Source organism: Rhizobium sp. BK376 (assembly GCF_004341625.1).
In the GTDB taxonomy this organism is placed as follows: domain Bacteria; phylum Pseudomonadota; class Alphaproteobacteria; order Rhizobiales; family Rhizobiaceae; genus Rhizobium.
Genome location: NZ_SLZG01000003.1, coordinates 522,398 through 546,476, shown reverse-complemented (window position 1 = coordinate 546,476; position 24,079 = coordinate 522,398). Strand labels below are relative to the sequence as shown.

General features: G+C 61.1%; 22 protein-coding genes. 11 read left to right on the top strand and 11 right to left on the bottom strand.

Annotation, left to right across the window (positions count from 1 at the left end; genetic code table 11):
* The first annotated feature begins 59 nt into the window (after window positions 1-59).
* The 3 genes from zwf to edd all read left to right on the top strand — a co-directional run bounded on the left by zwf (window position 60) and on the right by edd (window position 4,220).
* Complete coding sequence (zwf, locus tag EV561_RS11055; protein WP_132521248.1) at window positions 60-1,535, top strand: glucose-6-phosphate dehydrogenase; 1,476 nt, start codon at window positions 60-62, stop codon at window positions 1,533-1,535.
* 10 nt (window positions 1,536-1,545) lie between these two features.
* Entirely contained in the window at window positions 1,546-2,244 is a 699-nt protein-coding gene (gene pgl, locus EV561_RS11050) for a 6-phosphogluconolactonase (RefSeq protein ID WP_132521246.1), read from the top strand.
* Between the two features lie 152 nt (window positions 2,245-2,396).
* Complete coding sequence (gene edd / locus EV561_RS11045) at window positions 2,397-4,220, top strand: phosphogluconate dehydratase (protein ID WP_132521244.1); 1,824 nt, start codon at window positions 2,397-2,399, stop codon at window positions 4,218-4,220.
* A gap of 220 nt (window positions 4,221-4,440) precedes the next feature.
* Here edd and EV561_RS11040 read toward each other — a convergent pair whose 3' ends face one another.
* The 6 genes from EV561_RS11040 to EV561_RS11015 all read right to left on the bottom strand — a co-directional run bounded on the left by EV561_RS11040 (window position 4,441) and on the right by EV561_RS11015 (window position 11,450).
* Window positions 4,441-4,794, bottom strand: coding sequence for a hypothetical protein (locus EV561_RS11040; protein ID WP_165927793.1), 354 nt, complete (start codon window positions 4,792-4,794; stop codon window positions 4,441-4,443).
* 174 nt (window positions 4,795-4,968) lie between these two features.
* On the bottom strand, window positions 4,969-6,057 hold the full coding sequence (gene ugpC / locus EV561_RS11035) for a sn-glycerol-3-phosphate ABC transporter ATP-binding protein UgpC (protein ID WP_132521240.1): 1,089 nt from the start codon (window positions 6,055-6,057) through the stop codon (window positions 4,969-4,971).
* Window positions 6,058-6,137: 80 nt separating this feature from the next.
* Entirely contained in the window at window positions 6,138-7,790 is a 1,653-nt protein-coding gene (locus tag EV561_RS11030) for an alpha-glucosidase (protein ID WP_132521238.1), read from the bottom strand.
* 33 nt (window positions 7,791-7,823) lie between these two features.
* Window positions 7,824-8,984: a carbohydrate ABC transporter permease gene (locus EV561_RS11025; protein ID WP_132521236.1), complete on the bottom strand. Its 1,161-nt coding sequence runs from the start codon at window positions 8,982-8,984 to the stop codon at window positions 7,824-7,826.
* A gap of 1 nt (window position 8,985) precedes the next feature.
* A complete protein-coding gene (locus EV561_RS11020) occupies window positions 8,986-9,996 on the bottom strand; it encodes a sugar ABC transporter permease (protein WP_132521234.1) in 1,011 nt (336 codons plus the stop codon).
* Window positions 9,997-10,088: 92 nt separating this feature from the next.
* Window positions 10,089-11,450 (bottom strand): ABC transporter substrate-binding protein, encoded by a 1,362-nt coding sequence (locus tag EV561_RS11015; RefSeq protein ID WP_132521232.1) that lies wholly within the window; start codon window positions 11,448-11,450, stop codon window positions 10,089-10,091.
* A 315-nt stretch (window positions 11,451-11,765) separates the two neighbouring features.
* On the opposite strand from EV561_RS11015, the gene EV561_RS11010 reads away from it, so the two are divergent.
* Window positions 11,766-12,791, top strand: coding sequence for a substrate-binding domain-containing protein (locus EV561_RS11010; RefSeq protein WP_132521230.1), 1,026 nt, complete (start codon window positions 11,766-11,768; stop codon window positions 12,789-12,791).
* A 247-nt stretch (window positions 12,792-13,038) separates the two neighbouring features.
* Here EV561_RS11010 and folD read toward each other — a convergent pair whose 3' ends face one another.
* Window positions 13,039-13,938 carry a bifunctional methylenetetrahydrofolate dehydrogenase/methenyltetrahydrofolate cyclohydrolase FolD gene (gene folD / locus EV561_RS11005; RefSeq protein ID WP_132521228.1) on the bottom strand — a complete coding sequence of 300 codons (900 nt, stop codon included), beginning with the start codon at window positions 13,936-13,938 and terminating at the stop codon, window positions 13,039-13,041.
* 329 nt (window positions 13,939-14,267) lie between these two features.
* Here folD and EV561_RS11000 point away from each other — a divergent pair, with 329 nt between their 5' ends.
* From EV561_RS11000 to EV561_RS10970, 7 genes are all read left to right on the top strand, one after another.
* Window positions 14,268-14,819, top strand: coding sequence for a hypothetical protein (locus EV561_RS11000; RefSeq protein ID WP_132521226.1), 552 nt, complete (start codon window positions 14,268-14,270; stop codon window positions 14,817-14,819).
* A 38-nt stretch (window positions 14,820-14,857) separates the two neighbouring features.
* Window positions 14,858-15,415: a DUF6790 family protein gene (locus tag EV561_RS10995; RefSeq protein WP_132521224.1), complete on the top strand. Its 558-nt coding sequence runs from the start codon at window positions 14,858-14,860 to the stop codon at window positions 15,413-15,415.
* Between the two features lie 99 nt (window positions 15,416-15,514).
* Window positions 15,515-15,883, top strand: coding sequence for a metalloregulator ArsR/SmtB family transcription factor (locus EV561_RS10990; protein WP_132521223.1), 369 nt, complete (start codon window positions 15,515-15,517; stop codon window positions 15,881-15,883).
* Window positions 15,880-16,413 carry an SRPBCC family protein gene (locus EV561_RS10985; RefSeq protein ID WP_132521221.1) on the top strand — a complete coding sequence of 178 codons (534 nt, stop codon included), beginning with the start codon at window positions 15,880-15,882 and terminating at the stop codon, window positions 16,411-16,413. The genes EV561_RS10990 and EV561_RS10985 overlap by 4 nt, the downstream gene beginning before the upstream one ends.
* A 147-nt stretch (window positions 16,414-16,560) precedes the next feature.
* Complete coding sequence (locus EV561_RS10980) at window positions 16,561-17,352, top strand: thioredoxin family protein (protein WP_132521219.1); 792 nt, start codon at window positions 16,561-16,563, stop codon at window positions 17,350-17,352.
* An 80-nt stretch (window positions 17,353-17,432) separates the two neighbouring features.
* Window positions 17,433-17,729 (top strand): hypothetical protein, encoded by a 297-nt coding sequence (locus EV561_RS10975; protein ID WP_132521217.1) that lies wholly within the window; start codon window positions 17,433-17,435, stop codon window positions 17,727-17,729.
* A 126-nt stretch (window positions 17,730-17,855) separates the two neighbouring features.
* Window positions 17,856-19,667, top strand: a complete 1,812-nt coding sequence (locus tag EV561_RS10970; RefSeq protein WP_132521215.1) for a tetratricopeptide repeat protein — start codon at window positions 17,856-17,858, stop codon at window positions 19,665-19,667.
* Here EV561_RS10970 and EV561_RS10965 read toward each other — a convergent pair.
* From EV561_RS10965 to EV561_RS10950, 4 genes are all read right to left on the bottom strand, one after another.
* Window positions 19,664-21,703: a succinoglycan biosynthesis protein exop gene (locus EV561_RS10965; RefSeq protein WP_165927792.1), complete on the bottom strand. Its 2,040-nt coding sequence runs from the start codon at window positions 21,701-21,703 to the stop codon at window positions 19,664-19,666. The genes EV561_RS10970 and EV561_RS10965 overlap by 4 nt on opposite strands.
* Window positions 21,704-21,846: 143 nt before the next feature.
* On the bottom strand, window positions 21,847-22,695 hold the full coding sequence (locus EV561_RS10960) for a WecB/TagA/CpsF family glycosyltransferase (protein ID WP_132521211.1): 849 nt from the start codon (window positions 22,693-22,695) through the stop codon (window positions 21,847-21,849).
* 473 nt (window positions 22,696-23,168) lie between these two features.
* Complete coding sequence (locus tag EV561_RS10955; protein WP_132521209.1) at window positions 23,169-23,708, bottom strand: hypothetical protein; 540 nt, start codon at window positions 23,706-23,708, stop codon at window positions 23,169-23,171.
* Complete coding sequence (locus tag EV561_RS10950; RefSeq protein ID WP_132521207.1) at window positions 23,708-24,073, bottom strand: hypothetical protein; 366 nt, start codon at window positions 24,071-24,073, stop codon at window positions 23,708-23,710. The genes EV561_RS10955 and EV561_RS10950 overlap by 1 nt, the downstream gene beginning before the upstream one ends.
* Window positions 24,074-24,079: the final 6 nt, after the last annotated feature.

Sequence of the window (24,079 nt, the reverse complement as noted above, 5' to 3'; positions counted from 1 at the left end):
CCTTTTTAAATCGATTAGATTAAAAGAGGCCTCAACCAAGTCTGATTGAGAGATACCTCATGAGCAGCCAAATCATTCCCGTTGAGCCATTTGACTATGTCGTTTTCGGCGGTAGCGGCGACCTCGCCGAGCGCAAACTCCTCCCTGCCCTCTATCATCGCCAGATCGAGGGCCAGTTCAGCGAGCCGACCCGCATCATCGGCGCCTCGCGCAGCGCGCTGTCCGATGACGAATATCGCAAGTTCGCACAGGATGCGTTGAAAGAGCACCTCAAGAAGGGCGAATATGACGAGGCTGAGGTCGCCAAGTTCTGCGCCCGGCTGTTCTACGTTCCTGTCGATGCCAAGACCGACAGCGGCTGGGACAAGCTGAAGAAGCTTCTCGACGAAGGCAAGGATCGTGTTCGCGCCTTCTACCTCGCCGTCGCACCCGGCATCTTCGGCGATATTTCGCAGAAGATTCACGACCACAAGCTGATTACCAAGTCGACCCGCATCGTCGTCGAAAAGCCGATCGGCCGCGACCTCGCTTCCGCCCTGCAGCTGAACGACACGATCGGCAAGGTCTTCAAGGAAGAGCAGATCTACCGTATCGACCATTATCTCGGCAAAGAGACGGTGCAGAACCTGATGGCGCTGCGCTTCGCAAACGCGCTCTACGAGCCGCTGTGGAACGCTGACCACATCGATCACGTGCAGATCACGGTTGCCGAAACCGTCGGTCTGGAAGGCCGTGCCGGCTATTACGACACCGCTGGCGCTCTGCGCGACATGGTGCAGAACCACATCATGCAGCTCGTCTGCCTGACGGCGATGGAAGTTCCCTCCTCGATGGACTCCGAGGCCGTTCGCGACGAGAAGCTTAAGGTTCTGCGCGCGCTGAAGCCGATCGATGCTTCGAATGTCGAGCACTACACCGTTCGCGGCCAATACCGCGCCGGCGCCTCTGCAGGCGGAGCCGTCAAGGGCTACCTCGACGAGCTGGAAGGCGGCGTTTCCAACACCGAGACCTTCGTCGCCATCAAGGCGGAGATCAACAACTGGCGCTGGGCCGGCGTTCCCTTCTACATCCGCACCGGCAAGCGTCTCGCCGGCCGCGTGTCGGAAATCGTCATCACCTTCAAGCCGATCCCGCACTCGGTCTTCGATAGCTCCGCCGGCCGCATCAACCAGAACCAGTTGATCATCCGCCTGCAGCCGGACGAAGGCGTCAAGCAGTCGCTGATGATTAAGGATCCGGGTCCGGGCGGCATGCGCCTGCGCAACGTCTCGCTCGACATGAGCTTTGCGTCTTCCTTCAACGTCCGCAACCCCGACGCCTACGAGCGCCTGTTGATGGACGTCGTCCGTGCGAACCAGACCCTGTTCATGCGCCGTGACGAAGTCGAAGCGGCGTGGAAGTGGGTCGATCCGATCCTCAAGGGCTGGGAAGAAGCCGGCCAGCAGGTGCAGGGCTACACAGCCGGCACATGGGGCCCAAGCCAGGCGATCGCGCTGATCGAGCGCGATGGCCGCACATGGCACGACGACCTGTAAGGTGATAGCGATGACAGCGAACATGAATGCATTTGCCAGCGGCGCGGAACTTGCCGCCAAACTCGCGGACAAAGTGGCCGAGACACTCTCTGCCACCATCTCGGCCCGCGGCTCCGCAAGCATTGCGGTCTCCGGCGGCTCGACGCCGAAGGCCTTTTTCGGTGAGCTGTCATCGCGCGCCATCGACTGGGCAAAGGTGACGATCACGCTCGTCGACGAGCGTTTCGTGCCCATCGAAAATCCGCGCTCGAACCATCAGTTGGTCAAGGACAACCTGCTGAAGGACAAGGCTGCGGCAGCGACCTTCATCCCGCTCTATCATGAGGCGGCAACCGTTCAGGAAGCCGCCGCCATCGTCACCGAGAAGACGAAGGGCATCTGCAATCCGTTCGACGTCGCCATCGTCGGCATGGGTGGCGATGGCCATACCGCTTCGTTCTTCCCAGGCGGCAATAATCTTGCCACCGCGCTCGATCCGAAGACGCCGCGCGGCGTCATGACGATGGAAGCGGAAGGTGCGGGCGAACCGCGCCTGACCTTCACCTTCTCCAGCCTTCAGGATGCCAAACTGCTGGTTCTCCATATCGAGGGCGACAGCAAGAAGGATGTGCTCGCCAAGGCCGAAGGGCCGGGCGACGAAATGGAAATGCCGATCCGCTCCTTCCTGCGTCGGGCGGCTTCCACAGTCGAGATATACTGGGCTCCCTAAAGGCCGCCTTCGGGCAGCGTCGGAGCTGATGCGAACAAAATGTGCAATATGCCGTGCGCCCTCGGGCGCGCGGACGGATAGTCTTTGTCTTTAATCCATGCTGGCGGCTCGATGATCGTAGCGGCCTGCGAACAACCAGCCAGGGGGTGACCATGTCCGCTGACGCACGCATTTCCGCGATTACCGCACGCATTGTCGAGCGCTCGAAGCCTACGCGGGAAGCCTATCTCGCACGTCTGCGCAGCGCCGCATCAAAGGGTGCCCAACGCAGCGTGCTCGGTTGCGCCAACCTTGCCCATGGCTTTGCGGTCTGTTCCACCTCCGAGAAGGAGGCGCTTGCGGGCGACCATGTTCCCAATCTCGGGATCATCACCTCCTATAACGACATGCTCTCGGCCCACCAGCCGTTCGAGACCTATCCCACAATCATCCGTGCGGCAGCGGCCGAGGCCGGCGGCATCGCGCAGGTCGCCGGCGGGGTGCCTGCCATGTGCGATGGCGTCACTCAGGGCCAGCCGGGCATGGAACTGTCGCTGTTTTCCCGCGACCTGATCGCGATGTCGGCGGGTGTCGGCCTGTCGCACAACATGTTCGATGCAGCGCTCTTCCTCGGCGTCTGCGACAAGATCGTGCCGGGCCTCGTCATCGCTGCACTCTCCTTTGGCCATCTGCCTGCGATCTTCATTCCGGCCGGGCCGATGACCTCGGGCCTCGCAAACGACGAGAAGTCGCTCGTGCGCCAGCTCTTTGCCGAGGGCAAAGTCGGTCGGCCGGAGCTTCTGGAAGCGGAATCCAAGTCCTATCACGGTCCCGGTACCTGTACCTTCTACGGCACGGCCAATTCCAACCAGATGCTGATGGAGATCATGGGCTTCCATATGCCCGGCGCGTCCTTCGTCAATCCCAACACGCCGCTGCGCGATGCGTTGACCCGAGAGGCGACCAAGCGGGCGCTTGCCATAACAGCACTCGGCAACGAATTCACGCCGGCGGGCGAGATGATCGACGAGCGATCGATCGTAAACGGCGTTGTCGGCCTGCATGCGACCGGCGGCTCGACGAACCACACGATGCACCTCGTCGCCATGGCGCGCGCGGCCGGCATAGTGCTCACCTGGCAGGATATTTCCGAGCTTTCGGATCACGTCCCGCTGCTGGCGCGCGTCTATCCGAACGGGCTTGCCGACGTGAACCATTTCCACGCAGCCGGCGGCATGGGTTTCCTGATCAAGGAGCTCCTGAAGCACGGGCTTATCCATGACGACGTGCGCACCGTCTTCGGCCACGGGCTCGACGCCTATTCGATCGACGTGAAGCTTGACGCGAACGGTACCGTCAAACGCGAACGGACGGCCGAGAAGAGCGCCGATCCGAAGGTGCTTACCGGCGTCGACACGCCCTTCCAGCCGACTGGCGGGCTGAAGATGCTGCGCGGCAATATCGGCAAGGCGGTCATCAAGATCTCCGCCGTCAAGCCGGAGCGTCACATCATCGAGGCTCCCGCCGTCATTTTCCACGACCAGTTGGAAATGCAGCAGGCTTTCAAGGACGGCAAGCTCAACCGCGATTTCGTCGCCGTTGTGCGCTTCCAGGGACCGAAGGCGAACGGCATGCCGGAACTGCACAAGCTGACGCCGGCGCTCGGCGTCCTGCAGGACCGCGGCTTCCGCGTGGCGCTTCTGACCGACGGGCGCATGTCGGGTGCTTCAGGCAAGATCCCGGCGGCGATCCATGTGACGCCGGAAGCCGTCGACGGTGGGCCGATCGCTCGCATTAGGGAAGGCGACATGATCCGCATCGATGCGGTAGCCGGCACGCTGGAAGTGCTGGTCGACGCCGCCGATATGGCCGAGCGCGAGCCGGAGAGGATCGATCTCTCCGCTAACGAATTCGGCATGGGCCGCGAGCTCTTTGCACCGTTCCGCCATGCTGCGGGGCCGGCGGATCAGGGGGCGAGTGTGCTGTTTCATCATTGATGGGGTATGGATGAACGGGCGTCTGGCCTTCGCGCCCTGCCGCCCCCTCATCCGCCTGCCGGCACCTTCTCCCCCGCTGGGGAGAAGAAACTCGTGGCGATGCTTCGCCTGGTATTGAACGGCGAGATAAGAATGGCGCGGGCACGTCATTCCCTTGTCCCTTCAGGGAAAAGGTGGCGGCAGCCGGATGAGAGGGCCATTGGCACACCCCTCAAATAGCTTATCCGCGAATATCCAGAACGCGATCCCGATGCGCCGGATGGGTAGAGTAGACGAAGATCTTGTTCAGTTCCTTCTCCGTCATCAGACGCAGGAAGCGGACTTCGATCGTGTTGTTGGCGAAGACCTTCATCAGCATGCAGCCGACCTTGGTGATGCGGGCGTCGGGAATATCAAGATAGAACTGCTGCGGGAGATTGTATTGCGTCAGGATCGCGAGGATCGCGCCGCTCTGTGAGATGCGGATGATGTCGCAGCGACGGGACGCCATGTGCATGACGCCCTTCTCGGTAAATTCGATGCGCGCGGCATTCATCGTATCCTCCATGCGGAACCGCACTTCGCGGTCGTACATGAAGGATTCTTCCTTGTTCAAAAAGTGGTTGTGACCCGGAGTCCCTGGCGCCGCCATCTCTAAAATCCCTAAAACATTGGCAACCATAACGCTAACATCGGAAGGCTTAACAGATGGTTTTGAACCATGGGTTTCCGGGGGCGAATATGAATTATGAGTGGACTTTTTTTGGGGTTATCGGCGGTACGTCTGCCCCTCGGAATCGAAGAGATGAAGCTTGTTACGATCGGCGGCAAAACGCATCTTCTGGCCCCTATGGGCATCGAGAATTCCTGGAATCTTGGCGATGATCGGCTCGCCCTCGACCAGGCCTTCGATATAGAGCAGGGTTACCTCGCCGAGCGCTTCGACAATCGATATCTCGCCCTCGAAAAGATAGTCGTCGCCGGTCGCGACGCGCAGATCCTCGGGACGCACGCCGAAGCTTGCCTTCTTGCCCTTTTCGGACTCGGCGCTCGGGACATCGAGCGTGACAGACTTGCCGCCGGTCAGGGTGACCGTCGTCGTTGCGCCGCTGGCCGTAACGGTCGCCGGGATGATGTTCATGGCGGGCGAGCCGATGAATTTGGCGACGAAGAGGTTGGCGGGACGCTCGTAAAGCTCCAGCGGCGCACCGACCTGCTCGACGCGACCGGCCGACAGCACGACGATACGATCCGCCAGCGTCATCGCCTCGACCTGGTCGTGCGTGACGTAGATCATCGTCGTGTCCGGCATGGAATCGTTCAGCCGCGCAATCTCGATGCGAGTGGCGACGCGCAATGCGGCATCGAGGTTCGACAGGGGCTCGTCGAAGAGGAAGACCTTCGGGTTGCGGCAGATCGCCCGGCCGATCGCCACGCGCTGGCGCTGGCCGCCGGATAGAGCCTTCGGCAGCCGTTCCAGATATTGGGTCAGTTGCAGGCTGGCGGCGGCAGCCTTCACGCGCCGGTCGATCTCCTGCTTGTTCTCGCGGGCGATCCGCATGCCGAAGGCCATGTTGTCGTAGACCGTCATGTGGGGATAGAGCGCGTAGGACTGGAAGACCATGGCAATGCCGCGACGCGATGGAGGCACCTCGTTGACCACCTTGCCGTCGATCACCATCTCGCCGCCGGTGATGCTTTCCAGCCCGGCGATCATGCGCAGCAGCGTCGACTTTCCGCAACCGGAGGGGCCGACGAAGACGATGAATTCGCCCTGCTTGATGTCGAGATCGATGCCGTGCAGCACGTTGACTGCGCCGTATGACTTTTTGATGCCCTTCAATTCAAGTGCGGTCATGCCCTCTCCCCTCCCCTTGATATTTTTGGCTTTGCGCAATTCCAGACGCAAAACCGTTTCACACTTTTGCTGGAATTGCTCTAGGCCAGACGCGCGAAGTAAGCTCCCCAGGCCGGAATATCGATCTTGTTGCCGTAGTTGTTGCTCGCAAATCCGTGCCCTGACAAAGCCTGCCAGTTTCCATCGGGCAGTTCGGTCAGCGTCTCTGCCGCACCCATGTTGAAGACGCAAAGGATGGTCTCGTTGCCGTAGGTGCGGGTGTAAAGCAGCGCGTCGCCCTGCGGCTCGAAGAAGGCGATCTCGCCCTTGGCGAAGGCAGGGTATTGCTTTCTGAAGCCGATGAAGCGGCGATAGTGCTCCAGCACCGAATTCTCGTCGCCGCTCTGGACGCTGACGGCGCGCAGGATGTGCTCGACCGGCACCGGGAGCCAGGGCTTGACTGTCGAGAAGCCGCCCTGTGCGACCTGGCTGTCCCAGACCATCGGGGTGCGGCAGCCGTCGCGACCCTTGAATTCCGGCCAGAACTGGATGCCATAAGGGTCCTGCAGATCCTGATAGGCGAGATCGGCTTCGGTGAGGCCCAGTTCCTCGCCCTGATAGAGGCAGACGGAGCCACGCAGCGTCATCAGGATCGAGGAATAGAGCTTGGCGAAACTGTCGCGATCGGCAACCAGGCTGCCCCAGCGGCTGACATAGCGCATCACGTCGTGGTTGGAGAATGCCCAGCAAGCCCAGCCATCAGGAGCCGCCTTGCCGAAATCCTGCATGACCTCCTCGACGCGCTCCGGCGAGAGCGGATCGGGCGCCAGGAATTCGAAGGCGTAGCACATGTGCATCTTGTCGCCGCCTGACGTGTATTCGCCGACGATCTCAAGGCCGCGCTGGCTGTCGCCGACTTCGCCGACCGCTGCGATCGCCGGATATTCCTCGAGCACGGCGCGGAAGCGCTTCAGGAAGGCGAGGTTCTCCGGGCGGTTCTTGTCGTAGACATGTTCCTGAAAATTGTAGGGATTGACCGCCGGCGCCGTCGACGCATTGCGGCGGGATACCTCCAGCGCCGGATTGTCGCGCAGTTCGCGGTCATGGAAGTAGAAGTTGATCGTATCCAGCCGGAAGCCGTCGACACCGCGGTCGAGCCAGAAGCGCACGACCTCCAGCAGGCGGTCCTGGACCTCGGGATTGTGCAGATTGAGATCGGGCTGCGAGACCAGGAAGTTGTGCATGTAATATTGCATGCGGGTGGGGTCCCAGGCCCAGGCGGAGCCGCCGAAGATCGACAGCCAATTGTTCGGCGGCGTGCCGTCCGGCTTCGCATCGCTCCAGACGTACCAGTCGGCCTTCTTGTTGCCCTTGCTGGAGCGGCTTTCGACGAACCAGGGATGGCGGTCGGAGCTGTGAGAAATGACGAGATCGATCAGAACCTTGATACCGAGACGGTGTGCCTCCGCGATCAGGCTATCGAAATCGGCAAGCGTGCCGAAGATCGGGTCGACATCTTCGTAATCGGACACGTCGTAACCGAAATCCCGCATCGGCGACATGAAGAACGGCGAGATCCAGATGGCATCAGCGCCGAGGCCCGCCACATGCGGCAGGCGCGCGGCGATGCCCTTCAGATCACCGATGCCGTCGCCGTTGCTGTCCTGATAGGAGCGCGGATAGATCTGGTAGATCACAGCACCACGCCACCAGTCCTTATCAGGTGCCGAGAGGGATTGAGGGGCAACGCTCATTACTTAGTGTCCTGTATCAATGCGGATTATGGATCAGCCCCCCTTCACCGACCCGGCAAGCAGACCGCGCACGAGATAGCGCTGCAGACCGAAGAAGACGAGGAGCGGGACTACGATGGTGACGAAGGCCGAGGCCGTCAGGATTTCCCAATTGCCGCCGCGCGAACCGAGCAGCGCGTTGAGCGCCCCTGTTAGAACCAGATGGTCCTTGTCGGTGCCGAGGAAGACCATGGCGATCAAAAGGTCGTTCCAGACCCACAGGAACTGGAAGATCGCGAAGGAGGCGAGCGCGGGGAAAGACAGCGGCAGGATGATCTTCACGAAGATATCGAAATCGCTGGCGCCATCGACACGGGCGGATTCGATGATCTCGCGCGGCAGGCCGGCGATATAGGCGCGCAGCAGATAGATGGCGAGCGGCATGCCGAAGGCGGTGTGCGCCAGCCATATGCCCGGATAGGTCTTGGAAGGCACACCGAAGAGCTGGCCGATCTCGTTATAGATGCGAAGAAGCGGGATCAGCGACATCTGCAGCGGCACGACGATGAGGCCGACCACGACCGCAATCAACAGCGCACGCCCGGGAAACTCCATCCAGGCGAGCGCATAGGCGGCGAAGGCTGCGACCAGGATCGGGATGATCGTGGCCGGGATCGTGACTGTCAGCGAGTTGATGAAGGACTGGCCGATGCCCTCGCTCGTCAGAACGTTCTTGTAGTTTTGCATGGTGAATTTCGGCGGGGTCGCAACGGAGAGATAGACGCGCCGGCCGCTTGCGTCGCCGAAGGGGGCGTTCTTGCTGTAGCGATAGGTGCCGTCGCTGTTGATCAGCAGCGTTTCGCCATCGCCAAGATCGGCAGTCGTTCCGGCCTCGTAGGCCGAGGGCGCCTGGACGCGCGTGCCGAATGAGCGAACGGTGCCGCCACCACCGGGACCAAAGACGGAACCGGAGATGACATAATTGGCGCCGTCCTGCTGCGCCTTGTCGCCGCCCGCGAGACGAACGGCCGACATCTGCGAGGAACCGGCAAATGCCGTCCACCAGCCGGAGACGGTGATCTGATCCTTGTCGCGCAGCGCGCTGACGAAGATGCCGAGCGTCGGCACCAGCCAGATGATGACGATGATGAGGACGACGAGGTGGACGAAGAGGCGCGCCGCACCGATGCGGCGAAGGCTTGATGTGGCCTGCATCTTAGCGCCCTCCCAGTTCGCGATTGGCGCGACGCACGTTCCAGATCATGATCGGCGTGACGGCGAGCATGATGATCAGCGCGATGACGGCGCTTCGGCCGCTATCGCCGCCGCCACGGAACAGCCAGTTGAACATGAGATTGGCGAGAACCATCGTGTTCCACTGACCATTGGTCATGGTCAGCACGATATCGAAGACCTTGAGCACGAGAATGGTGATCGTCGTCCAGACGACGGCGATCGTGCCCCAGACCTGCGGCACCATGATCTTCCAGAAGATCTGCCAACCATTGGCGCCATCGATGACGGCAGCCTCGATGGTCTCTTCCGGAATGCCGCGCAGGGCCGCTGACAGGATGACCATGGCAAAACCTGTCTGGATCCAGATCAGGATGATCATCAGGAAGAAATTGTTCCAGAAGGGTACCGAGATCCAGACTTCAGGCGTGCCGCCGAAGAGCTGGACGATGGCGTTCAGGAGGCCGATCTGCACGTCGTTGCCGCCGCGATACTCGTAGATGAACTTCCAGATGACGGATGCGCCTACGAAGGAAATCGCCATCGGCATGAAGACGATGCTCTTGGCGATATTGCCCCACCAGATGCGGTCTGTCATGACGGCGATGACGAGGCCGAAGAAGGTGCAGGCGGCCGGGACGACGGCGAGCCAGAGGATGTTATTGAAGATCGACTGGCGGAATTCATCGTCGTTGATCGCCCAGTGATAATTGGCAAGACCGACGAACTGAGCGCCGTTGCGATCGTAGAAGGACAGGATGAAGGTCGCGATGACGGGATAGACGAGATAGACGGCCAGCAGGATCAGCGCCGGCCCGAGAAAGAGCCAGGGGCGAATGACCGAACGATAGCGCAGATTGCGCGAAGCCACCTGGACATCCCCCTTGTCCGGCAGCGCCATGTCGAGCAACTTGTTCGAGGCCCAGAAATAGAGCACGCAGGCGCCCACTCCAAGCACGACGGCCCCCAAGGCCGACAGGATTTGCGAAAGCATCCACCCCTCCCCTTATCTCGTTTTTATTGGCAGTCGCGGCAGGCGAGATCACCGGCCACCCCACGTGACCGGTGATTTGAGCGATGAGATGCTTACTTGATGCCGTCCCAGGACTTCTGGATGGCGTCGCCAGCTTCCTGCGCCGACTTGCCGCCGACGAAATCGACCATGCCGGTCCAGAAGGAACCTGCGCCGATCTTGCCGGGCATCAGGTCCGAGCCGTCGAAGCGGAAGGTCGTTGCCGTCGTCAGGAGTTCACCTTCCTTGCGGAGCGTGTCGTTGGCATAGGCAGCCTTATTGACGCCCTTGTAAGGGGTCAGGAAGCCTGATTGCGCCATCCAGATTTCCTGAGCAATCGGCGTCTGCAGGAACTGGATGAAGGCGCGAGCGGCCGGCGAATCCTTCGTGATCGTCGCAAGCGTACCGGCGCCGAGGACAGGCTTGCCGAGTTCCGGATGGGCAGCGGCGGGCGGGAAGTAGAAGAAGTCCGCATCCTGGCCGAGCTTCGTGCCTTCAGGGAAGAAGCTTGGGATGAACGAGGCCTGCTTGTGCATGTAGCACTTCGGCGGAACCGCAAAGAGGCCCTTCGGGCTATCGCGGAAGTCGGTCGATGCTACGGCCGCAACGCCACCGTCGACATATTTCGGGTTCTTGGCGAACTTGCCGAACTCGTCGATCGCGGCAACGACCTTCGGATCGTTGAACTTCAGCTCGTTGGTGGTCCAGTTGTCGTAGTCCTGCGGCGTGTTGATGCGCAGCATGATGTCTTCGACCCAGTCGGTTGCCGGCCAGCCCGTGGCGCCGCCCGAGCCGAGGCCGATGCACCAGGGAACGCCGCCGTCCTTGGCGATCTGGTCGGTCAGCTTTTCAAGGTCCTCCAGGGTGGTCGGGATCTGGTAGCCGCCTTCCTTGAAGTTTTCCGGCACGTACCAGACGAGCGACTTCAGGTCGGCCTTGTAGGGGAAGGCATAGAAGGCTTCCTTGCCGTCCTTGCCCTTGTAGGTGCCATAGCCGACCCAGCTGTCGCCGGCGCCGTAATTGTCCTTGACCCACTTTGCCAGGTCGTCGCCGAGCGGCGTCAGGTGCCCCTGACTTGCGAGGTTTGCCAGAAGACCCGGCTGCGGCAGGATCGCGACATTCGGCGGCGAACCGGCCTGCGTGTCGATGACGATCTGCTGCTCATAGTTTTCGGAGGAGGAATACTTGGCGTTCACGCCGGTCGCTTCGGTGAAATAATTGAGAACGCTGGTGAACAGCGCTTCGTCTTCGCCGCGCCACGGGCCGAAGATGGTCAGTTCCTGACCCTTCAGGTCGGCATGGCCGGCCTTGAAATCGTCATAGCTCTTCCAGTTGAACTTGGAATCCTGGCCAGGCGGAAATTTCAGGTCGGCGGCGGATGCGGTGCCGGCGACCATTGCCGCCACGGCAACGCTCAGCAAAAGTATCTTCTTCATGTGATCAACCTCCCATCACATAAGGGGATCGTCCCCCAAAGCTCAAAATGCGCAATTCCTCAAAGCGCTTTGGCTACTAAATTCATTCTACTGAGGCGCGTTTGAAGTCAAGTGAATTTGCGAAATCGACCGTTATGCAGCGGAAATCTCGCAATGCAGCATCGATTAAACGGAAATATGGAGCGATTTTTCTTGAGTCAAGCCGTTCGCGTGCTACATATTTTAAAGCGCTTTGGAAGACGTTAAGGCGCTGAAGCAGCGCGGCTCGTAACGTTTCGAAGACGTTCATGCGCGCCGGGAAGAGGATTGCAGGCCGTGAATCTGAAGCAGCTATCGCAAATGTTAGGCCTGTCGCAGACCACAGTCAGCCGCGCCCTCAACGGATATCCGGAAGTCAACAGAGAAACGCGCGAACGCGTGCTTCAGGCTGTCCGCGAGACAGGATATCGTCCCAACAAGGCCGCACAACGGCTGGCGACCGGAAAGGCCGGGTCGCTCGGCCTCGTCATGCCGACGGCGCCCGGCCATCCCTCCGACGTGCATTTCGGCGAGTTCCTGACCGGCCTTGGCGAGGAGGCGCTGCGGCACGACTTTCACTTCGTCATCACCCCCGCCGACCCGAACGACGAAGTGGGTGCGCTCCGGCGGCTTGCGATCAGCGGCAACGTGGACGCGTTGTTCGTCGCCTATATGCGCGGCCACGATCCGCGGCTCGACATGCTGAAATCGCTGTCCATCCCTTTTGTCGTGCATGGCCGCTCAATCGGCAGCGAGCCGGACTATCCCTATCTCGACATCGACAACGAGGCGGCCTTCTACGACGCGACGAAACTGCTGCTCCAGCTCGGACATCGCCGGTTCGCCGTCATGAACGGGCCAGAGCATCTCGACTTCGCGATCCGCCGGAAGATGGGCGTGAGTGCTGCCCTTGCCGAACGAGGGCTGACGCTTGACGAGGCCTGTGTTACCCACACCGCAATGACGGACGAACAGGGGCTGTTTGCCATGGAGCGCTTCCTGCAGCTACCCGAGCGGCCGACGGCCATCCTCTGTTCGAGCACGGTGCTTGCGCTCGGCGCCATCCGCATCATCAACCAGGCCGGCCTGAAACTCGGCGAGGATATCTCGCTGATTGCCCATGACGACGTGCTGCCGCTCTTGAAACCGGAAAATTTCTCCGTTCCGCTGACGACCACCCGCTCGCCGCTGCGCGCCGCGGGCGTGCGCATCGCCGAGCGTCTGATCGGCCAGATCAAGGATCTCGGCAGCTATCCGGAACAGGAATTGTGGAAGGCGGAGCTGATCGTGCGGGCGTCTACGGGGGCGGCGCCGGCGGGGTGAAGTGACTTGTAATGCGACGCAAAAATTCAAAGTAGGCGTGTGACCGTGGGGACCCCTCATCGCCTCGCTATCGCTCCGGCACTTCTCCCCAAGGGGAGAAGAGACAAGTGGCGGCGCTTCGCCGATTTCTACCGTTGAGGAGTGAGCGACTCGGGCGCCGCGCCCCTCTTCTCCCCTTGGGGAGAAGGTGCCCGAAGGGCGGATGAGGGGTTCCCACGCGCCCTATCGGCAGTCTCGCCAGCCACCATCAAAACTTCGGCGCGACCTTCCCGGCGGCGCGGTAGGCGGCGATGACGGTGTTTGCCATCAGCATGGCGATCGTCATCGGACCGACGCCACCCGGGACCGGGGTGATGACGGAGGCGACTTCGGCGCATTCCGCAAAGGCGACGTCGCCGACGAGGCGGCTCTTGCCCTCGCCGCGCTCCGGCGCATCGATGCGGTTGATACCGACGTCAATGACGGTTGCACCGGGCTTTACCCAATCGGCCCTCACCATTTCCGGACGACCGACGGCGGCGACCAGGATATCGGCGTTGCGGGCGACGGATGGCAGGTCCTTGGTGCGCGAATGGGCAATGGTGACGGTCGCGTTGGCATTGAGCAGAAGCTGCGCCATCGGCTTGCCGAAGAGGTTGGAGCGGCCGATGACGACGGCGTTCAGGCCCGACAGGTCCTCGCCATGGGTGCGGCGCACGAAGAGCATGGCGCCAGCCGGCGTGCAGGAGATCAGGCCGGTTGCGAGATCGCCGGTCGCAAGCTTGCCGGCATTGACGACATGCAGGCCATCGACATCCTTTTCCGGCAGGATCGACTGGATGATGGCGTCTGAGTTCAGGTGCTTTGGCAGCGGCAGCTGGACGAGGATGCCGTTGACCTTGGGATCGGCATTGAGCGAGGCGACAAGGCTTGCGAGCTCTTCCTGCGTGGTCTCGGCCGGCAGCGTGTGCTGGATGGAATTGAAGCCGCATTCCTTGGCCATGCGGCTCTTGGCAGCGACATAGGTGTGGCTTGCCGGATCGTCGCCGACGATGACGACGGCAAGGCCCGTCTTCAAGGCGGTTTCCGTCTCAAGGGCGCTCGCAGCGGCCTTGACCTCATCGATTACCGAAGCTGCAACCTGCTTGCCGTCGATCACATCAGCCACGCGTTTCTCCCCGAGAATGGTTTCTGCGGCAATCTACAAGCCGAAGGACGAGCAGATTTGCCTCCTAGCGCCCTATGCTGTCAAAAAGCGCCAATTGCAAGGAGAATCCAACGCCACTGGGACGCAAGGGCCTTCGCGGATATTGCCCCATCCTTCGGGACCTGCGCCGAATTTCCATTTACAACGCTGCCGTTTGCTCGTACGTTAATATTCTACCTATAGCATCATATAGACAGAAGCATCCCCCAAGCGGATGCTCGCCATTCGGCCAAGGCCGATGCGCAAGGAAACCTGACCAGCCCAGACATTTCGCAGCGCCGGAGGAAGTGATGGGAATTGTACTGGCCTTCGTTCCGTTTGTCGTCTTCGCAGTCGTCGACCATTTCGTCGGTGCGACAGAAGGGCTGATTGCCGGCGCCGTGGTATCGGCAGCAATGCTCATCCGCGATCTCGTGACGCCCGGTCGCGCCCCGAAGGTGCTTGAGATCGGAACGGTGATCCTGTTTACCGCGCTCGCGCTCTACGCCATCCTTGCCAGTCCGACATGGCCGATCGTGGCCGTCAGGCTGCGAGTCGACCTGGGCCTCCTTTCCATCGTCCTCATTTCCATGGCGATTCGGCGGCCGTTCACTCTGCAATATGCAAGGGAAAGCGTTCCCCGCGAGCTTTGGGACAGTCCGGTATTCATCCGCACGAACTATATCATCACGGCGGTATGGGCCTTGGCCTTCGTCGTCATGGTCATCGCCGATCTCCTGCTTCTCTACGTCCCCTCGTTGCCGCAGCGGGTCGGCATCATCGCAACGATCGCAGCACTCGTCGCAGCGGTCAAATTTACCCAATGGTATCCCGAGAGCATAAGGGCAAAGGCCACGAGTTGAATTGACGTTCGCCCAAAGGGCGACCCGGAGGAAACGTGATGGCAGACATTGTCAAAGGGACAATTTCCTTCGCCGCGTCGAACTACTCCTTCACCTTTCTCATCAGCGGCCTGTTGTTTTCGATCGCCGCCATCGCGCGAGCGACGAGACCTGCCGGCCTGTCGTTCATCATCGAAAAGCTGCTTGCCTGGCACGTATTCTGGGTCGTTGGCGTTGGCAATTTCTACAATTTTGTCATGCATGCCTTTTTCGGGCGAATGTCCGCCGCCTTCATCGGTTGGGCAGACAGCCCATTCCAATTCGAAGTCGCGACCGCGAGCCTCGGTTTTGCCGTCGTCGGCTTCATCGCGGCATTCCGCAGCTTCGATCTGCGCCTCGCAGCCATCGTCGGTCCCAGCGTCTTCACGCTCGGCGCCGCTGCGGGACATATTTGGCAGATGATCATGGAGCACAATTTCGCTCCCGGCAACGCGGGCGTCATTTTCTACATGGACATCATCATCCCGCTGTTCGGTTTTCTGCTGCTGTGGCTGCAGCATCGCTACGGGCTGGCCTCATTGGGTTTGCGGCCGAAGTTCGAGACGCAGAGACCGTAAGTGCGCGACGCCGCAGCACAATGATGGGTAATTCGGGCGCCCGCCCGTCATTCAACTAATCGGTTGACTATTAATTCGCGCGGGTCCATATTCAACCACATGGTTGAATTAGAGACGATTGAGATGGATTCGATCTTTCACGCCCTCTCCGACGCCACGCGCCGGGAGATGCTTCATGAACTCGCCGATGGCGAGCGAACGGTCGGCCAGCTTGCCGAACCCTTCGCAATCTCGCTTGCGGCGGCCTCGAAGCACATCAAGGTGCTGGAAGGCGCCGGGCTGATCCGTCGCGAAATACGAGGCAGAACCCATCTGTGCCGCCTCGAGCCTGGACCGCTGGCCAGCGCACATCAGTGGCTGGGCTTCTACGAACGCTTCTGGACCGGCCGTCTGGATGTGCTCGAACGACTGCTGCGCGAGGAGGACGCACGCCAATCCCCCAACCCCAAAAGAGGAGATGACCAATGACCGACATTGCGAGCCCGAGCGCCTATGGCATGCTGACCGAGCCGGCGACGATGAAGATCCAGCGCCTTCTGCCCGGCCCGATCGAGCGCATATGGGCGTATCTCACCGATGGAGATCTGCGCCGCCAGTGGCTGGCCGCGGGCCAGATGGAGATGAAGGTTGGTGCGCCTTTCGAGCTGGTCTGGCGAAACAATGAACTTACTAACCCGCCCGGTCATCGGCCGTCCGGCTTCTCCGACGAGCATCGAATGGAGAGTCATATTGTCGAGCTCGAACCGCCCCACAAGCTCACCTTCACCTGGGGAAACGGCGGCGAGGTTTCCTTCGAACTGGAAGAGAAGGACGCCGGAGTCTTGCTCACCGTCATCCATCGCCGCCTGCCCGACCGGGCTATCACGCTGATGGTCGGCGCCGGCTGGCACATGCACCTCGACATTCTGGTCGCCCGCGTCACGGCCACGGAGCCCGAGCCTTACTGGGACGGCTGGAGCCGCCTCAGGGCGGACTATGACCGGATGCTGCCGGCCTGACGGCAGGCAGACGAACTGAACGACAGAAATCGAAACCCATGCCGACGGCGCGCTGCGCCGGCGGGAGGGCGAGGTCGACCCGCTGAAAGGCAGTTCGACCGGAATTGATCGTCAACGCAACAGGCATACACCAACAGGAGGTTCGCTATGCTTAATCAAGTTGTTTCACGCGATGAATGGTTGAAGGCGCGGCTCGGGCTGCTCCAGGAGGAGAAGGAACTGACGCGGCGCAGCGACGAACTGGCGCAATGGCGTCAGAAGATGCCCTGGGTTCGGATCGACAAGGAATATCGGTTCGAAACCGACAAGGGAACCGTTTCTCTGGTCGATCTCTTCAAGGGACGCTCCCAGCTTCTCGTCTACCACTTCATGTTCGGGCCGGACTATAGCGCGGGCTGCCCGTCCTGTTCGTCGATCGCCGACGGGTTCAACGGCATCGCCGTCCACTTGCAGAACCACGACGTGATGTTTTCCGCCGTGTCGCGCGCTCCCCTTGCGAAGCTCAAAGCGTATCAGGAGCGGATGGGATGGACCTTTCCCTGGGCCTCGTCCTATGGCGGCGACTTCAACGCCGATTTCAATGTCTGGTTCAGCGAGGAGCAACAGCGCGGCGGAGGCATCGACTACAATTACCGGCGCGAAGCGGCGTGGCAGCCACGCGAGGACGAAGGTTCTGTCGCAGTCCCCTCGCGCAAGACACCTGACGGAGCGGCCTCTGGTGCTGCAATGTCCGGAACCGACACGGCGACTTACGCACGGGAAAGGCCGGGCCTGAGCGCTTTCGCGATTGAAGACGGCGTCGTCTACCATACCTATTCCGCCTATTCCCGCGGGCTCGATGGGCTGTGGGGCATGTACCAGTGGCTCGACCGCACCCCGAGAGGCCGAAACGAGACAGGCATGTGGTGGCGCCGCCACGACGAATACAAGCTGGGCTGAGTGAGACGCGCAAAGGCAGGACCGGGATTTCAACTCCCGGTCCTGTGCCGCGTAGCCGCATCTCGGCGGAGGAGGAAAACATGAGCAATATTCATATTGACGACGGCGCCCGCGGCGCTGGCAGCGAGAATGGCGGCAACGCCGCCGCCTTAGGCGCAATCGACTTGCTATGCCTCGCGGCCGCGCCGACCTTTGCGATCATGGCGCTGATGACGGTTGCCCTCGGCGGCGACCAGATGGCTATGATGTGCTCGACGGCGCAAGCTGGCTCGCTGCTAGGCGGCATGGTGCCGATGTACCTGCTGATGAGCGTCTTTCACTCAGCGCCCTGGCTGCGATTGATCACCAATTATCGAAGCGGTCCGCTTCAATCCTGAAACGCGTTCGTTGTCCGCGATCCCCAACGCGCGACGGGAAGGTCAGCCTATGGCAAGGCTGAACCTCTAAAATACGAGAGTTACAGCGTTCAGCTGCCGTCCTTCCGTTTTTGAAAGCCGCCTTGAATGAACCAGTCGCCAGCCGCTTCCTCGTTTGATGCTTCGGCGCTTCTGTCCGTCCTGACGCAGGTCAGCAATCTGATGGGTGCGGGCGACAATGACGGAGCGATCGCCCTGCTCCTGTCGTCGGATCATCTCGTTCGCCGCGCGCCTGTTGCCTGCAACATGCTGGCATTTCTGCTTCTGCAGGCGGACAGACCGCAGGAAGCGGTTGCGTGGTTCGACGCGTCGCTCGCCATCAAACCTGAGGATGCCCAAGTGGTTGCCGGCCTCGGCATGGCATACCAAACCGTCGGCGATCTGGGACGAGCATTGGAATGTTACGACAAGGCAATTGCGCTAAGGCCGGAAGATGCCGGGCACTGGTATCACCATGGGGTGGTACTTGCGGACCTCGGCCGCTCGGACGAAGCCCTCTCCAGTCTCGACCGGGCAGTCGCCCTGAAGGACGACTATAACCTGGCATGGGCGAGACGCAGCCGTCTGCTGATGTCCGCCGGGAACCTGGCGGAGGCCGTTGCCTCGGCGGCGCGGTGCTGCCGACTGGCGCCGGGTGAGGTATCGTCCTGGGTGCTGCTCGGCGATGCCCTGCAGACGGATGATAATCTTCAGCAGGCTATCGCGGCCTACGACCGGGGGCTGTCGCTTGCCCCGACTGATTTTTACTGCCTTTGCAACAAGGCGCAGGCACTGAAGAAGGCAGGGCTCACGGAACCGGCGCTGGCATGCGCCCAGAACGCGCTGCGGGCCGACCCGACCAATCGGGAAGCGCTTCTCCTTTGCGGAAACCTCGAGTACGAACTCGGCAATGAGCAGGCAGCGCGCATCTGCTTTCGCTCCCTCGCCAGCATGGGAGCAGTTCGCAGCTACCCGGCAGCGCACCAGCCCGCAAGACTTCGCGCGCTCATGCTTTTCTCGCCCATGGCCGGCAACACGCCCTATGAGGATTTGATCAAGGGCGCCAGCTTCGATGCGGATGTCGCGATCGTGCTGCCGGATTACCGCTACGATCCAGGCGTCTTGGGTCACAAGGCCCACGTCGTCGTCAATCTGGTTTCGGAGACTGATTTCGGACTTGATGTGATCGCCTCTGTTGCCGACCTCATCAGCACCCTTCAAAAGCCGGTCATCAATCATCCCGGATTGATATCGGGAACGGATCGCCAATCGATCTCGCAGCGTCTTGCCGGGATTTCGGGTGCGGTCATGCCAACGACGGTCCGCATGGATGGCGCCGATCTTCGGCACCTGCTCAGTGAAAGTGAGATCCAGGGCTTTCCATTGATCGTCCGCCATGCCGGGACGCATGGCGGCGAGAAGATGGAACTGGTTTCCGATCCGGCCGCGTTGCTTAGCTTTGCCGAAGAGGCGGGAGACCGTGCCCTCTATCTGACCGACTTCGTCGACTACAGTTCCCCGGACGGCTTTTTCCGGAAATACCGGCTGATCTTCGTCGGCGAAGAGATCCTTCCCTATCATCTGGCGATCGGCGATGTCTGGAAAGTGCATCACGCGTCGACGCGGATGGCCGAAGCGGAATGGATGCGCAACGAAGAGCAGGCCTTTCTCGACAACCCGGGCCGTGTCTTCGGACCGGAGGCGATGGCGACCCTTGACGCGATCCGGCGCGAAATCGGTCTCGATTATTTCGGCATAGATTGTTCGGTCGATTCCGACGGACGGATCGTGATCTTCGAGGTGAATGCCTCGATGCTCATCCACCTTCACAATGAGGGGTTCGACTACAAGACGCCGCACGTCATGAGAATCAAGGCTGCTTTCGAGCGCCTGCTGGAGCGGCGGTCGAACGAAGCCTAGCGGCGGGCGCCGTTTCGCTTCGCGGCATAGCTTTCCACCTTTGCTCGCAGGGATGCCATGCGAGCCTGGAGTGCGGCGATATCCTCGGTAACTCCCGGGGTCTGGATCGGGGTCGGGACCGGCGCGGCAGTTGGAGCGGCGGGCGGTGCCTTCGGCAGATCGTTGGCAACAGGAATGGCGGCGTCGAATTTCTGCGGCGACGGAGCGATCGACGAGCGGCGCGGCTCCATGACCGGCTCGCTGCGGTGGAGGGAATGCTCAGCCGCGATGGCCGCCTCGCCTTCCACTCCATCGAGCAGGGCATCGACGATCCACTTGCGAAGGAATACGAGGCAAAGGGCAATACCAAGGCCCATCAGGAAGCCGACGGTCTCAGCGGCCGTGAGATTGTCTTCGATCGGCGCGTTCGGAGCGACGGCAGGGCTGGCCACGGATAGCGGCACGGGCGCTGCCGACGGCTTTGTCTCAGCGCCGCCCTGAAGGCTGTTTTCGTAGCGTTCGCGGGCCGCCTCGACTGCATCCTGCAACTGCCCGAAGCGCGCCATGTCGACCCCGATATCCTTGCTCTTCATTGCGGTTGCGCGATCCGCAGTCGCCTTCTGGTCGGCAAGCGCTGCCTTCAGGTCGGAATCGCCGGCAGCGACGAGGCGCTGAAGTTCCGTTTGTATGTTAGTGCGCAGCTCGTCGACCGTTGCCTGCTGGGCGAGCAGGCGCGGGTGGCGCGGGCCAAGCTCGGCCGAGAGCTGCGAGAGCGTCGTCTTCGCTGCGGCATAACGGTCGCGCATATCCTCGAGCGCCGGCGAGGAGCGCAGGTCCGGCGAAAGGGAGCCGTCGAGAACATCCGACAGCTTCGCGGTCTTTGCCGCGGTGAGTCGGATGCGGGCGGCGTCGACGGCCTTATCGGCATCAGCAGCCTGCTTATCGAGCTCACTCTTGTCCTGCTGCAGGTCAATCGCAGCCTTTATCTTGTCCTGGCCAGTTTGCGTGTTGAAGGCGGTAAGCGCTGCCGATGCCTGGTCATAGGCCTTGCGGTTCGCATCGATGGCGGATGCCTGTCCCGGCGTTTGCATTCCCTGCGAGATGACGGCGTCATAGACTGTCGCATCGGCCAGCATATTGGCGATCCGCGCCGATTTCTCTGCGCTGGGCGCCGTGACGGAAAGATACAACAGTCCTGCCGGACGGTTCGGGGTCACCTCGATCGCGCTTCGTAAGGTAGCCTGGGCGCGGGACAGCGCGTCCGACGCGGCGCCGCTGCTGGACAGGAGATCGACGGCGACGCCGATCGGCCCTGCCGTCCCGCCGGTGAATTCCGGGTCACGGTCAAGCTTGAGCTTCGCCACCACCTGGGACAGGAGGTGTGGGGAGGCGATCCGCTTGGTAAGAATATCCATAAAGCCGGGTTGCGACGCTGCTCCCGACTGAAGCTGGAGACGAGCGGTCGCAACATATTGTGGCGGCCCTGCCAGGAATGCCGGCAGAACTGCGCCTGAAATCGCGACGGCGGCAACGAAGGCGATGGACGATAGGCCAAAGCTCCAGCCCCGACGGGTAGGCTTCGCTGCTTGGTTGATTTTCACGATTTCGGGTGCTGGGCCGATTTTCGCTTCCCGCGGTGCGACCTTGGCCACGGGCTGAGGCGCCGGCGGTGCGATGCGTTCCTCGGCAATCTCCTGCTTCGGCAAGATTTGAGGCTGGGGCGGCAATGCTGCAGGAGTTGGCAATGCTGCCGAAACAACGGCTCGCGCCGTGTTTCTCGTCATCGGCGGATCGCTACGCAATATGCCGCGGATGCGGTCTGTCAATGGAGGTTCGGCGACTGGCTCGGAAACAGTCTTGCGTCCGGAAACGGGATAGGGGTCGCCGCGGAGAGCGCGCTGCAGGATGTCGATCAGCTCGGCATCGCTGGGTCCCTGGATATTGGCGGGAGCGGGATAGCGGTCGTCCTCGCGATAGGGCGCACTGCCTCCGCGCGATGCCTTTTGGGCATCGATCTCAGGAAAAGGCGAGTTCCTGTTCGCATGGCTGAACGACATTGAGGGCCCATCTCGCGCACTTCTTGGCCGACGCAACATCGCCGCTCAAGGTCCGATTGATTAACCCACTCTAAATTACTATGGCAAAGAAAGTGTTAACGTGGCGGCAATGACGAGCTGCCGGGACGGCCTGCCGGCAGCCATCAGCGACCGAACTTTTCGGGCGCCGGCAGTCTCCTTTGGGCGTCGGCGCGTACGGAACCGACCGTCTGCCGCAGTGTCGAATAGCGTGGGCCGAAGCGATGCCACACGACCTGGAAGAGGAAGACCGGCACGCCGACGATATAGCGGCGCCAAAGTCGGGACGGCTCCTGCAGGAGGCGGAAGATCCACTCCAGCCTGAGCGCACGTACCATGCGGGGCGCACGCGGAACCGTCCCGGATACGAAATCGAACAGAGCGCCCACGGTCATGACAAGGCGTGCATGCTGCGGTCGGATATGATCGGCCACCCATTTTTCCTGCAACGGCGTCCCCATTCCGACGATCAGGACATCGAGCTTCTGCCGTTCGATCTCCGATGTAACGGCGCTGCTGTCGACCTTGTCGAAATAGCCGTCGGATATCACGACGAATTCGTGCCATGGCGCATGATTGCGAAAATTCTCTGCCGCCTTTTCGACGATGTCGCGGCGACCGCCGACGAGACCTATACGCTTCGGCTGTTCCATGAAAGTCAGGAGGGCCGGCACGAAGTCAGTGCCGTTCAGATTGGCCGGGAAGGAGGCGCCGTGAGCGACGCGCGAGGCAATGTCCACGCCGATGCCATCGGGGAGAACGAGGTTGTGCACCAAGACATCGCGGTAGTGCTCATCGCGCAGCATGACGAGCATATTATGCGCGTTGACGAAGGAAATGACCGTCTGCCCGAGCGGCAGGGAAGCCAGCTCGTTTATGAATGTCAGGGCATCATCCCAGCCGAGGTCGCAAACCGGCAAGTCGAATATCATTCGACGTGACGCAAGAACGGCAAAGTTCGCGATCAAGTTCACTTACACCTCCTGCCATGGACGCGTCATGCGCCCTACTCTGGCAAACCCGTTACGCACGCAACGCGCCGGCACGCAGCAGCGGCCGGCCAACCCCTATGGCAGTCACTCTTCTTATGATCGGGTGGGACCCGTCTGCCCGGCTGAAAGCCTCTGCGGTCTGTCGCAGCGGCCATGGACAAGGAAAAAGCGATCGCTTGCGATGCTTATAACAAAGCTCTCACAAGCTTCCCTTACGGAAACCACTAGAAATTGCATTGGTCCCGCAACACATTGTTAACTATGGGCGCGCCGAACGCCGCCTCGCCTTTGGGAAGCGTCCCATTTTCGTCTGCGCACCGGTGAGCCTGTTTACGGCTCTCTAACCCTGCTTTGCCCCAGGAGCGAACAAGCGGTTAACGCAGAAGAGGCCGCAACGCGAGCGAAGCGGCCTCCTCCGAATAAAACCATGGATCGAATAATCTGCTCGGCAGACGTCAGTGCGCAGGGGCCTTGGCGTCGGCCGGCACGGGATCGCCCGGGACGATCTTTACCGGCTTCAGGTTCTTCTTGACAGGAGCGGCATCGTTGGCACGAACCTCGTCCTTGGAGAGATAATCGAGCTGTTCGACCAGAACGCTGTCGACATAGTCGCCGCCAAGCCGCTCGTTCATGTTCTTCTTGATGTCGTCGCGAAACGCAGCAAGGTTGAAGTTGGAAGTGTGCGAGAGGTCGACCATCTTGTTGCCGACCAGCAACGAGAAGAGCTCGTCCGTGGTCAGCTGAGTGAGCGGGACCTTGAGGTCCTTCGCCTTGTCCTTGTCCATCATGAAGGAGATCGTGGTCAGAAAATAGCCGGTCACCTGCTCATTGGCGATCACCGGAATGTTGATCGACTCGCCCTTCACATATTCCTGCTGCGCCTTTTCGGTAGCAGCCGGATCAGGCGCAGGCCTCGTCGCCATCCACACGGAGCCATAGACGGCTCCGAGCGCGACCACGCATGCCCAAACACCTGTAATGATGAACTTGACCATCAGGCCTCACGGACGATGAATTGTTCCTGGGAATAGGTGCCATCGGTTTCGGCATCATGCATGGCATTCTTCAGGATCTCGGTGACGGCGCGAACCGCCTCCAGATGCGCCTCTACGCGCCGGGCGTTGAGGACCAGCTTTTTTTTCAGGCCATGAAGCTGCTCGATATGAACGAGCGCAAGTTCGGCCGGATCCGTATCCCTGAACAGCATCGACAGCTCGTAAAGGCACCGGCTCTTGTGCGTATTCGACAGCTTGAGGTCGAATTCCGGATCACGGCCGATACGGGTATTCTCGTTGTCGATGATCATTTCAAGCCGGCCGAGAACGGACTTGATGCGGTAGTCGTTCGAAATTATTTCCATTTCCCC